Source organism: Spirosoma aureum, assembly GCF_011604685.1.
GTDB classification, from domain to species: Bacteria; Bacteroidota; Bacteroidia; order Cytophagales; family Spirosomataceae; genus Spirosoma; species Spirosoma aureum.
This window is the reverse complement of sequence record NZ_CP050063.1, coordinates 1397068-1410053: the sequence shown is the minus strand read 5'-3', so window position 1 is coordinate 1410053 and position 12986 is coordinate 1397068. Positions and strand designations below refer to the sequence as shown.

At 50.2% G+C, this 12986-nt stretch carries 10 protein-coding genes; all 10 read right to left on the bottom strand.

What is annotated here, in order from left to right; translation table 11 throughout:
- Positions 1 to 54: 54 nt before the first annotated feature.
- Positions 55 to 852 carry a hypothetical protein gene (locus G8759_RS05730; RefSeq protein WP_167206035.1) on the bottom strand — a complete coding sequence of 266 codons (798 nt, stop codon included), beginning with the start codon at positions 850 to 852 and terminating at the stop codon, positions 55 to 57.
- Between the two features lie 5 nt (positions 853 to 857).
- Entirely contained in the window at positions 858 to 1631 is a 774-nt protein-coding gene (locus G8759_RS05725) for a hypothetical protein (protein ID WP_167206033.1), read from the bottom strand.
- A gap of 165 nt (positions 1632 to 1796) precedes the next feature.
- Positions 1797 to 2621, bottom strand: coding sequence for an SDR family NAD(P)-dependent oxidoreductase (locus tag G8759_RS05720; RefSeq protein WP_167206031.1), 825 nt, complete (start codon positions 2619 to 2621; stop codon positions 1797 to 1799).
- Positions 2622 to 2724: 103 nt separating this feature from the next.
- Complete coding sequence (locus G8759_RS05715) at positions 2725 to 3564, bottom strand: ThuA domain-containing protein (RefSeq protein ID WP_167206029.1); 840 nt, start codon at positions 3562 to 3564, stop codon at positions 2725 to 2727.
- A gap of 66 nt (positions 3565 to 3630) precedes the next feature.
- Positions 3631 to 4809 (bottom strand): Gfo/Idh/MocA family protein, encoded by a 1179-nt coding sequence (locus G8759_RS05710; RefSeq protein ID WP_167206027.1) that lies wholly within the window; start codon positions 4807 to 4809, stop codon positions 3631 to 3633.
- 108 nt (positions 4810 to 4917) lie between these two features.
- Positions 4918 to 6312, bottom strand: coding sequence for a putative oxidoreductase C-terminal domain-containing protein (locus tag G8759_RS05705; RefSeq protein WP_167206025.1), 1395 nt, complete (start codon positions 6310 to 6312; stop codon positions 4918 to 4920).
- A 115-nt stretch (positions 6313 to 6427) separates the two neighbouring features.
- Entirely contained in the window at positions 6428 to 7846 is a 1419-nt protein-coding gene (locus tag G8759_RS05700; RefSeq protein WP_162385620.1) for a Gfo/Idh/MocA family protein, read from the bottom strand.
- Positions 7847 to 7944: 98 nt separating this feature from the next.
- Positions 7945 to 10080, bottom strand: coding sequence for an alpha-glucuronidase family glycosyl hydrolase (locus G8759_RS05695; protein WP_167206022.1), 2136 nt, complete (start codon positions 10078 to 10080; stop codon positions 7945 to 7947).
- A 77-nt stretch (positions 10081 to 10157) separates the two neighbouring features.
- On the bottom strand, positions 10158 to 11414 hold the full coding sequence (gene uxuA / locus G8759_RS05690) for a mannonate dehydratase (protein ID WP_167218737.1): 1257 nt from the start codon (positions 11412 to 11414) through the stop codon (positions 10158 to 10160).
- A gap of 54 nt (positions 11415 to 11468) precedes the next feature.
- Positions 11469 to 12935: an alpha/beta hydrolase family protein gene (locus tag G8759_RS05685; protein WP_232074143.1), complete on the bottom strand. Its 1467-nt coding sequence runs from the start codon at positions 12933 to 12935 to the stop codon at positions 11469 to 11471.
- Positions 12936 to 12986 lie beyond the last annotated feature (51 nt).

The window sequence follows — 12986 nt, the reverse complement described above, 5'->3', positions numbered from 1 at the left end:
TTAAGGCAATCAGGTGAATAAATAAGCCTTAATTACCCAATACCTTAAACTAGCTTATTTCCCTGGCCTTTTGGTATACTCCGTGAAACGAAAAACCTCCTGCCGGACAACATCAAATGAGCGGTTAATCTGGCTCTGAAGTTTCGTCGTCTCGCTGCTTGCCGGATTGGCCAGTACATTCGTGTTTGCCATAGTCTGAAAGGCGATCAGATTATATCCTTTCTCGCTACCTTTTGGTACAATCAGCGTTGACACACCTGCGCCAGAAGCCTCGTTTTGCCGGACACGAACAGCGTTCAATTGCTTTATGGGCGTAACCAACGTTAACCAATCAGCCGTGGGATCGCGTAATTTCATAAAGTCAACCACAACGATGGGGGATTTATCGGGCGAAAATCCAGTGCCAAACGATGCGTCTACCGTCTCCCACACTTCCATTTTCACGACAGGTGCCGTAGCCCGGTCACGTTTTTGCAGATTGGCCATACGGGTTTGCACACTATCGCCATAGATTTTCGCGATGGCCGCCGGAGAAGCGCCCTGAATACCCATTACCGGGGAAACAATCACCGTTACATAGTCATAATCCGGGTTCGGGTTAGAACTCATCTGTTTGACCATCATGTGCCAGCCAATCATCTTGCCTTCATCTACTGCAGCCTGATTGATGACCCGCCACTCCCGCTCAACGGGCAGCGCATCCTGGATAGTAAGACCGGGCGACAGTTTATGAAAAATGAAATACGTATAGGTTTTGGCGGTGGGAGCCGACTGAGCCAATAAGCGACTGCCGGACAGGCATACCAAACCAAGCAGGGCGACTTTGCAGACGAAGAGGAAGAACTGTTTCATAAAATCTACTTCTTTAATTGATGGGCCAACATTGCCTGAATCGTATCTGCCTGTTTATAAAGCCGTTGATAATCTCTTAGCAACTCCTCACGTGTCGTTTGACGAACGTACATTGTGTTTTTAAACTCGATCTCATTGATAATTGAGCGTAAATCAACCTTCTTTTCTAACGCGTTATCGCCAATCACCGGAAAGCGCTTTAGCAGAACAGGAGCAATAACAAAGTTCGTGGTCTGGAGTTCAGCCGTTTCGACCTGATCGATCGACTCATAGCCTTTGTAGTAGTCGAACAAACTGCTTTTTAACAGATAGCTGGTAATCAACTGCATGTTTCCTGTACTTTTCAGATCAGCAAACGTGGCATCTTCGGCAATGAAGCGGGGACGTTTAAACACAAACTTGACATCTCTGATCACCTGATTATACCCTAGCTTATCAATATCGGACTGGCTGCTGAGTTTCACCAATGTCCGTGCTTTCTGCACAATCTGCTGCGTTTCTGCCATGACTTCCCGCAGCAAAACACGATCTCGCTTCAGGTCATCCGAAAGCCCCTTCAGGTAGATCTGTTCAACTTCCTGCTTGCGTTCCTTCTCTTTCCATTCGTCTAAAGCAAACGAGATGGTGATACTAAAAATAATGACGACAATTTCGAGGACATATTCTGGCCAACGTTCCTGTACTAGCTCATAAACCCGGCCAAGCCCCTTTTTTTGTGCTGGTGGCTTATTGGCTGGCTCCTGATCCGATTGAGGTTGAGGCTGCTGTTGGTTTTCCATACGATCATCGATCTGCCAGACAAAAGCCGCCTAACCAATAAATCTCACTAAAGTAGAACGTAACGACTTCGTCGTACGCTTTTTTAGACTTCAAACAGGTATCGAACAACAACGGATAATTCTTACCCCCGGCAGTTACGTATGTATGCCAGCACAAACCCTATGTTAAAACCCGATTGAATTACCCCCATCAACGGGCAGTGATACGCCAGTGACATATTTGGCGGCTTCAGAAGCCAGGTAAACAGCGGCCCAACCGATATCATCGGGTTTGCCAAATTTTCCCATCGGTGTCCGGCGCATGGCGCGGGCAAACCGATCTGGATCTCCGCCCATCGCTGTTTTGCTCATCGCCGTCTCAATAAATCCGGGGGCAATCGCATTGACGCGAACGCCATTGCCCGAAAACTCCGACGCCAGCACTTTAACCATGCCCTCAACGGCCGACTTGGACGCGGCATAAGCCACCACCCGATCAAGACCATAATAGGCGGCCATCGACGAAATCATGATGATCGAACCACTTTTACGCGCCATCATGCGTTGCGCACAGGCACGGGTCAGGCTGAAAACGGAGTTCAGATTTGTGTGAACAATACGGTCGAAATCTTCGTCGGTTACTTCAAGGGCAGGTTTTTTCATGTTGATACCGGCATTATTGACCAGAATATCAATGGGACCGTGTGCGGCTTCAATTTCCTCAACCAGGCCATCCAGCGACTCCCTTGCTGTCACATCGTTCACTTTGTAGTAGGCCTGAGCACCGGTACGGCTGTCAACAAGCTGTTTGGCAGCTTCCTGCAGGGGTTGCTCCCGACGACCTGTGATGACAACACTGGCTCCGGCCAGCACCATACAACGGGCAATATCAAAGCCAATACCACTCCCCCCGCCCGTAATGAGCGCGAGTTTACCTTCGAGCGAAAAAATAGTTTGAAACGTTGGATTGACTGCCTGCTGCACGTTCGTATTCTCTTGCACTTGTTCCATTTTTTAGGTTGGTTATTCTGTCGGTTTATGGTAGTTGGTTTCAGCGGGCTTTCTGCCTCTGGCCATTCCAGCTTACCGGAAACCAACTACCCTAAACCGTAAACTATTTTATAGGTGTATCCCTCGAATCGGCGTAGGCTTTACTGAAATCGATTTTCCTGACCTGCCCGACCACGAAACGGACGCCCTGAAAAATGTGCTGGGTAAACGTAGGGTCTTCGTAGTCTTTTTTATCGTGACCAAGCGCCGTACACCAGGTATATCCTCCATCGAAATTGTAATACCAGGCCGCCGGATAGAGCTCGGTATATGAACCCCGGTTTGCCAGTATCTTGTCTTTTTCTTCCTGATTTTGTGGAGTCAGTGAGGTCAGATCATGTGCCATTACGACCGTCGGACCAGGCGACATTTCTTTCGAGAAATAACACTCATCCCCTTTCTCCCAAACCTTGGGCAATCCCTGCATAGACGGATGGTTCGTGTCGATAATAGTGAGTTTGAGTTTCTGAAAGTGAGGGTGCCAGGCAAACGTCCCGCCAAGCATTCGCTTAAACCATAGCCAGTTACGCTCGGTACCTATAACGGAATGAATGCCAACAAACCCGCCACCAGCCTCAATATACCGTCGAAACGCCAGTCGTTGCGCATCGGTATCGAACACGTCGTTGTTGGTACTTGGAAAAATCAGGGCGGTATATTGCTTCAGATTTTCTTCGGTGAAGACCGCCGGCTGATCTGACACATCAACCTTGAATCCATGCTGCTGCCCAAGTTTCTGAATACACTGAACAGCATTGGGGATGTTATCGTGAACATATCCTTTCCCATTTTTTGTGTAGACCAGCACCCGAACTTTCTTCCAGTTCACCTGATCGTCCAATGACCAGCCGACACTCGTGGCAACCAGAGCTAAAAGCAGGGTAAGTACGTATTGTTTCGTCATGTGTCAATATCGGAATTCGGCTTCCCTATCGCTCAAAACGTTCGGAAAGCTCGGCGTTTCAACGCCTTAACTCTTATTTTTCAGGTGAATTGGTTGAGCCTGCTTCTGGGCTTTAAGGGCCAGCTCGGTAGCCAGAAAACAATGCTCCTGCGTCATAGCGGTTTCGGTACGATTCAGGATGTCGTTCACGAGCTGTTCGCCATAGGGCAGTGTCTCTTTGCTACAATCGAAGTAGCGGGTTTCTTTATTGTCTGTCAGAAACAGATGGTTTCCGCCTTCGCGCCCACCCGGATCAATGTTCTTACGAATCTCAATGAAGCCTTCTGTACCAAGAATTGTCAGGCGACCATCGCCCCAGGATTTCAACCCATCCGGCGTAAACCAGTCGACCCGAATGTAGCCCACACCGCCATCACCGCGCAGCATCACATCGCCGAAATCTTCGAAGTTTGGGTATTGCGGATGGTTCGTATTGCCAATCTGCGAGGCAACCACATCGGCTTTGGAAGAACCGGTAAAGTAGAGAAACTGATCGAACTGGTGCGAACCAATGTCGCAGATAATGCCACCGAACCGCTTCCGGTCGAAAAACCAATCCGGACGCGACTTAGGCGTTATGCGATGCGGCCCCAGGCCAATTGTCTGGATCACTTTGCCAATTGCTCCGGCCTTAACCAGCTCTCCGGCTTTAATCGTCGCCTTATTCTCGAAACGTTCACTATACATGATTGAGTAGATACGTTTCGTTTCCTTCTGAACGCGACGTACTTCGGCCAGTTGTTCGAGTGTTGTGATACCGGGTTTATCAGCCATGTAATCCTTGCCAGCCTTCATGACCCGAATGCCCAATGGTGCCCGTTCGTCGGGAATGGCAGAACTGAGAACAAGTTGTATGGACTTATCATCAAGAATTTCCTGCTCACTTTTGGCGAGTTTGGCCTGTGGGTATCGTTTGGCAAACGCAGCGACCAGATCAGGCTCTTTCGCGTAGAAAGACGTTAATTCGCCACCGCCCCGGACCGTAGCCTCCACCTGACCGTAAATATGGCCATGATTCATACCAATAACGGCGAACTTAATCCGTCCGGCCTTGGGAGCCAGCGAAGTCTTCGTTTCATTTTCGATGACCAGTCGTTGAGGAGCCGTCAACACCTCACCGGGCAAACCCGGTAGCATGATCAGGCCAGCCGCCGTTGCGACGGACTCTTTAAGAAATTTGCGTCGATTATCCTGTGGGTTGTTCATGATTTTAAGGGGATGAAAGAGGTAATGAGCGAAAGTGTGAATGAGTGAATGAGTGATGCTTCAGCAAAAAATGACGTGCACCGCTCATTCACTCTTTCGCTCTTTCAGTCATTTACTCTTTGATTTTTTCGCCAGTTCCAGCGCTTGAGTTGTGGTATAATATTTAGCCAGCATGTTGGGGACCTCCCAGGCAGGCATCTTGCCTTCTTTCAGGTATTGCAGGTATTTTTGCGTTACCCGGCCAAAATGGGCTTCGTGACCTTCCTTGTATTTTTCAGGAATGACGACTTCCCAGCCTTTTGCTATTTTCTTGATTTCCACACCGGGAAACTCCTTCTGAATGGTCGGCAAAACGGTTTTCAGCGAGGCATCGAGGGCAGTATTTCCTTTGATCGGCTCGATATAGAGCGTTGGCTTATACTGTTGCTCGGCTCCCTGTCGAATGATCAGGTTGGCTTTCGTTCCGCGCATAATCGAGTAGTGGGTGTCGCCTGCTCCTTCCGGTGCTTTATAGGCCCAGGTAACCGATACTTTCGCATGAACACCCCGGAGCTGATAGTTAATTTCACCGTTGCTGTATACCCGCAGTATGCTGTCTTTCACGACATCTTTTTTGAGGTAATCCGGGAAAGCATCCAGTTTGGTTATCGCCTTAAATTGGCTCAGGCTCATATCCGTCGTCCATCGCCGGGCCGATGTAAGGCTAATCTCTTTCTGATAATCAATGGTTTGTTCGGGAAAACATTCCCACTGAACGAGATCGACGAGGTGAGTCGTTACATCGACAATACCCTCGCCCTGCTGAGCAACGTCCATAAACCAGGCCGGGCGCGTCAGGATGCTACCCGACACATTTTTATAGAAATGGTGAACGCTCTCTTTCGTAACAGCCGGATTGTCGGGCGTCCCTTTTTCCAGTGTTCCGAACACGTCGGCCTGCATCGAAAAGGCCCGCTGCAACATGGTCGAGATTTCGTACCGTTCCGTCATGATGTCATAGAGCAGCACCTTATTTTTCTCCGCCGTAGCGAAAGCATCTTTCAATTGGCCAAAATTCGACGAACTAATAACCATTGGTTTATCGGCCAGTACATTAAATCCGGCGTCAACCGTTTTCTGGATGTAATCTGTTTTCAGGCGGTTGTTCCCAGCCATTACCACTACATTCCCGGCCCGATCAGCGATCATTTTGTCCAGGAAATCCGCGCCTTTATAGACTTCTTCTTTCCAATGCGTCGGATCGTCGGAGCGGGTATTGTAGCCCTTAATTTTATCCAGATGCAGTTGCAAATCGGGCCCTTCGGATGCATACACATGCACGACCGAATCCACGCCGTCATACATCGTTTTCTGCACCAGAGCCGCATGAAAATGACCGGGGTCTAACGTGATCAGGTGTATCATACCATCTTCAGAATCCTGTCCGGCTTTTTTCTCCGACGATTGACAGGCGACAAGTAGTGCAGCCATAAACAGGCTACCAACAGTGGGCAATAACTTCATTTTAGCTAGCATTATGATTTAACTAATTTACGACCAATCAGTTACGATGAGCTGACACATCCGTTTCATGTCGCTTCGGCATATCGGCCCACCCTAGCTTCCTGACCGTAAACACTTATCTCCCCTTCGCCGAGGCCACGGCCTTAATAGCATACGTTGCACGCTGTGGGCGCGACAGCAGTTTATTGGCTTCAGGGTCGTTTTTGAACTGTTCTTTTTTCGGGTCCCAATAGAGTTTCCGATTCAGTTTCATAGCCGCATGATGGAGCAGGCAAGCCGAGCAGGAACGGTGACCAACTTCGGCCGGAGCAATCGGTTCCTTGCGGCTGATGATGCTTTCCAGCCAGTTGCCGTGATGTTCTTTACTAACAGTCAGATGAACTTCATTGGGTCCGATAACCGATGTAAGGAGTTTTGGATCACTGGCATCCAGCTTCTTGGCTGCATTTTGTTTCGCAATGGGATCGCTGGCCGTTACGGCTGCATCGCCACGAGAGACGAAAATCCAGCCTTCGGTTCCTTCGAATTTAATGCCATTGGCAATCTCATTCGTGACAATCATCCGCACGCCATTTTCATACAGGGCTTCTGTACGGAAAATGCCATGTACATCCCACAGGCCTTTTTTCGGAAAATCGGCTTTACCCCAGATTTCAACGGGCCCCGTATATTCTGTATTCATGGCCCAATGCGCGGAATCGACATGGTGTGCGCCCCATCCAGTGATCATTCCGGCTCCGAATTGTTCACAACGTAACCAGCCGGGCCGATCGTAACCAACTTGTGGATGCACTCGTTTTTCGGTATAGTAAACCTCCGGCGTTGTGCCCAGCCACATGTCGTAATTCAGGTTTTTCGGAACAGGCATCTGGGGTTCCTCCTCACCCGATGGGTCGCCGGGCAAACCCACATAGACCGTTTTTAACTGTCCGATCCGGCCATTGCGGACCAGCTCGGCAGCGTACCGAAACTGCTCCGATGAACGCTGCTGGCTACCAACCTGTACGATCTGGCCCGATTGCTTGACCGCATCAGCCATCATCCGGCCTTCGGCGATGGTAAGCGACGCTGGTTTCTGCATATAAACGTCCTTTTTGGCCCGCACTGCATCAACCACAATCGGGGCATGCCAATGATCGGGTGTGCTGACAATTACAGCATCGATATCTTTGTTATTCAATAATTCCCGATAGTCGGTGTAGCCCCGAACGCCATCATAATCTTTACCTGTTTTTTTGGCATAATAGCCGTTGACCAGCTTTTTGGCATCTTCAACCCGGTTACTGTCCAGATCGCAAACGGCCATAATCAGTGCGTTATCATATTGCCAGACCCCTGGCATATCGTGTCCACGTGAGATACGTCCTGTGCCAATGGCAGCGATATTGATTCGATTACTGGGGGCATTCTTCCCAAATACCGACGCAGGCACAATCGTTGGAAAACCACCTATGATCGTCGTGGCTAAGGCTCCTGTTGCTGTCGTTTTCAGAAAACTACGTCTCGATACGTCCACTACTTCGTCTTTTTTCATGGCATTAAGGATTTAGGAATCGTTAGTATACAAAGCTTATTAAACATTACATCTATCTGTTTTTCAGAAAATGATTTCTTACAGATTGCTGCCGGAACTCAACGAAGCAGGTAAATATCAACCAGTTGTTTTACCTCATCCAATGTTCGTTTCGGCTTTTTGTAGGGAGCCGGAATAGGCTGGCGCGCATACTCCTGTAGATACAAAACCCATGCATCCCGCCACCAGATTGCTTCTTTATGCTGGGTTTCCAGTCGGGCAGCGACGTCGGCATATGTTTCCGGATCAATATTGTTCTTCACTTGCGCCCACTGTTGCTGCATCCAGCCAACGGAATCGGCACCCGTATAGAAACGCGTACAGAGTTCATCCCAGAGCGTGCGGCCTGTTGCCAGTTTTTTGGTCCACGGCACATGGTGGAACCAGAGCAAATAGGGCAATGGGCAGGTTTCGGCGTTATTCCAGCGTTGCTGCACCTCCGGACTATATTGTGCCAGCGCATTGCTCCCTGTTGACGTCCGGTCAAAACCCAACCCGACGGAATCGGCCCGGTGGTAATAAATGGCTGTCCAGTCGGGCCGGGAGCTTTTATTTTGCCAGGGTTCGGGCGCAAAGTGAACGCCCGACCAGGGGCGCGAAAGCCCAAGCGGGGTATTGTAATTCACATAAATTTCCCGCGATCGGAGCATCAGATCAGCGATGCGTTTTACCGCCTGGGGCTCATTGGTCAGCGTCATTTTTATCCATTCGTTCGCAATCGCTTCAGCAGACAGCGTATTGTCCCAGGCCAATCGTCCATAAGCATACCAGTTTGCCTGCGCCATCGGATGGCCCGTCCAGTTACGGTCGGAGCCCGTGTTGGCAACACCCGCCATGGCCGTTATTGCATAGCCGTGTAAGCTACCATCCACAACCCTGGCGACGGTTGAATTTTTACCTTTCGCGTAGGTATCTGTCTCCAGGCATTCCTTAAAAATGGGCGCTTCGTAGACCATGTGCGTCGCAAAGCCGAGGTATTCCTGCGTAATCTGGAACTCCATGGCCAGCGGTGTTTTGGGCATTTTCCCGAATAAGGGCGAAAATGGCTCACGAGGCTGAAAATCAATAGGGCCGTTTTTTACCTGAACGATCACTTTTTTATCGAACTTACCGTCGAGATCACCAAACTCTTCGTAAGCCGCCTTGAAGCGGTCGGCTTTAGGGTCAGCCTTGTAGACAAAGGCCCGCCACAGCACAATACCATCGTAGGGTTTCAATGCGTCGGCCAGCATGTTGGCCCCATCGGCATGATTGCGGCCGTAATCCTGGGGACCAGGCTCCCCTTCCGAATTGGCCTTAACCAGAAAACCGCCAAAATCCGGAATGAGCGCGTAGATTTCTTTGGCCTTATCAGCCCACCATTTCCGAACCTCCGGGTCGAGTGGATCGGCTGTTTTCAGACCGCCAATGGTTTTGGGAGCCGGGAAATAAATCGACAGATAAACCCGAATGCCATAAGGCCGGAAAACCTTAGCCAGTGCTGCTATTTTCTGGATGTATTCGCCTGTAAGAAAACGAGCGCTGGCATTGACGTTATTGACTACCGTTCCGTTGATACCCAGCGACGCATTGGCGCGGGCATAATCGCGGTAGCGGGGGTCCAGCCGTTCGGGGAGTTCGAACCATTTCCAGAGCGTTCCTCCTGCGTAACCCCGCTCAATTGTGCCGTTGGTATTATCCCAGTGGTTGAGCATCCGATAGCGAACCTTTGGGTTACTGGTCAGTGAAATAGTGGAGAGAGGCTGACGCGTCTGAAGTTGGCGTAGTAGCCCAAAGGCACCATACAAAACGCCCGATTCGGTTTTTCCGTTGATGACAATGTTGTTTGACCGGCTTGAAATCTGGTATCCTTCTGCATTCAATTCCTGATTGCTGGCCGTTGGCCCATTCCCGACAGCCAGAACAATGCCACCCGTCCGGCTACCAGCGTTGGCAATAATGGGTATCGATTTACCCAGCAACCCCTGCAAACCGATCTGCAACTCATCGGCCGCGGCTTTCAAAACCGGGTTGTTACCATTCACCACGATAAACTGCGCCGAACGCGCGTAAGCATCCCGCTGACCCGCGTCGTTAATCAAATCATATTTCAGCCACAGCCGATACCCGTCCTCCCGGTCTGGTGGTCCGGCGTAGGTACTGGTGGCGACCAGCAGCAGAAAGACAACGAGTTTACTGTACTTTATCGAATTCATGTGTTGCTAGTAACGCTTTTTGAAATTGGGTAGCAGTAGCCAAGGCTGAGGATGTCCGATCAGAATTAGTCAAAAAATTAATAGTCGGCCGATTGCTGGGTCAGTATACCTTCTGTTTCCTCCAGCGATCGAATGATTCCGAACTCCAGGCCCCGTAGTTCAGCCAGTCCGCGCAGCCGACCAATTGCCGAATAACCGGGATAGGTTCGCTTATGCAAATCGTCGAGCATCTGGTGGCCGTGGTCAGGACGCATCGGTATCGACGTCACCCCAATACCCAGCTGCGCTCTCCGCTGCTGTTCCAGTACAATTGCCTTCACCACAGCATACATATCTACATCGCCAGCCAAATGATCTGCTTCATGAAAGTTGCGAGCATCACCCGAACCATCGGCACCTTCCCGCTTCGTTGTGCGGAGATGAATGAAGTGAATGCGATTACCGAATCGCCGAATCATTCCGGGTAAATCATTGTCGGAGCGAATACCCAGCGAACCCGTACAGAACGTGATGCCATTGGCGGTTACGTCGCAAGCCGCCATCAGTTGCGCCAGGTCCGCTTCAGTACTGACCACGCGGGGCAATCCTAACAAAGGTCGGGGGGGATCGTCGGGGTGAATGCAGAGGTTGACCCCGACTTCCTGAGCGAGTGGGGCAACTTCCTGAATAAAGTAATACAGGTTTTCACGAAGCTCCTTATCGCCAATTGTCGCGTACTCATTTAACAGGCTCTGAAATGTATCGAGCGAAAAGGCCTCTTCAGAACCCGGTAATCCAAGTAAAACAACATTGGTCAATGCGGCAATTTCGTCAGGCGTCATCTGCTCAAACTTCTGTCGAGCCGACCGGGCCACTTCAGGTTCATAATCGGGTTCAGCACCCGGACGCTTTAAAATGCACAAATCGAACAGCGCGAAATCCTCCCAAACGAACCGCAGAGCCCGCGACCCATCCGGCATTTCGTAGGTAAGGTTGGTACGCGACCAGTCGAGCACCGGCATAAAATTGTAGCATACTGTGTTGATGCCACAAGCGGCCAGATTGCGGATCGACTGTTTATAATTTTCGATATACGCGGTTCTGCCCGAACGACCTTTTTTTATGTCCTCATGAACGGGCAAACTTTCGACCACTGCCCATTCTAAAGACGAATAACGATCATTACTGGCCTCGACAAGCTGTTTTCGCTCCTCAATGGCTTCGACTGACCAGACCTCTCCGACCGAGATCTGATGCAATGCCGTCACTACGCCCGTACAACCTGCCTGTCGTATATCCATTAATGAAACCGGGTCGTTCGGGCCGAACCAGCGCATAGTTTGTAACATTCCCATAATAAATACTCGTCGCATTTGGACACACAAGCTGATTAGCCTGTTCCAAACCGTTTATTTAATTCGTTTAAATTGTTTTTCGGCAAATTCCAGAAATACCGGCCAGTCGGGGGCATCGGTATGACCACCTTCATGGTTGCGGAAAGCCAGCTCGCCGTCCATCAGCGCTTCGTCAGGTTTGGGCATTTCGGTTGTAGTCAACCCTTTTTTACCAAGCAGATTATACACCGGGCTGGCACCAACACAGGCCAGAAACATTCCATACGAGTCGCCCCAACTGTCTTTTGTGCCACCCGTAATAAATAACGGCCGGGGAGCCACCAGGGCTATCAGTTCATGCGCATCGACGGGCATGGCCGCCCAGTTGCCCCCGTATTTAATGAAGTTCTCAGCCATCCAGTGATATTCACCCGAGCCAGCCACGTTGTCGATGGTTTCGCCATAATTTCGTTTTTCGAGGGAAGCCCCCATCGATCCGGAACAACTGGCAAAAACAATGGCCCAGCGAGGATCGGTAGCCCCTGCCAGCAAGGCGGTTTTCCCCCAGCGCGAATGCCCCTGAATCCCGATTTGTTTGGCGTTGATGGCTTTGTCAGTCTCGAAATAATCGAATGCACGACTTAGTCCCCAACACCAGGCCGACAACACGCCCCAGTCGTCGGGTTTTCGGTCTTTCCCTTCATTGACCAGGCCAATAATACCTTCATGCAAGCCACCCCCGTTATCCATCTGAATAGAGCCGGTATTGACAGTGGCTACCGCCCAGCCCGCCGTAATGACCCGATTAATAGTCAGCATTGGCGCGGGAAATGATCCCCAGACCAGCACCATCAGGGGAACCGGTCCTTTGGCACTGACTGGTGTATACAGGGTTATATTGATACTTGGTTTGGCGCTGGGGTAGCGTGAATTGTCGATGTGGCCAACAATTGTTTTTCGGATAGCTTTGCTTTTGAGTGCGGTATCGATCACCTCTGTGACTTCAAAGCGTACTTTGGGCGTATTCTTCGGTGTTTTACCGTATATCTCGGTCAAATAATCATTCAGGATTTCGGGTCGGCGCTGTTTCCACCAGGCATTCGCATCCTTGACAGGCTTACCACTTTTCAGCACTAGTGGATTCGGCAAGTCATGGCCTTCAGCTTTCGCTTCGTCGTAGTTGGTCCAGTTGCCCCATCCCGATCGAACATGAGTATTGCCCGCATCATCGTACCAATTGGTTGACCCCTCTTTCTGTTTGAGTTGCGGGGGTCGTTTAGGATCATCGGCAGGCGGAGGCAGCGTTGGCAATTTCAGATTAAACTGATTCATTACTTTCTGCCAGTCTTCCTGACTGGCCTCCCGCATTTTGTTCATATAAGCCGTCCGTTGTTCGGGCGTCATTTTCTGAAAATCGGGTGCCTGAGCGTTCGCAACAGAGCCGGGTAGGATAATGGCAACCAGGCAACAGAGACGAATCGCTGCGAGAAGTCTGGGCGATCTACCTAAAAGGTCAACACGTTCGGGCAGGGAATTATGCATTAGGAAAATTATTTTTCATGCCATTTAGCTTATCCTTTTCAGGGATAATTA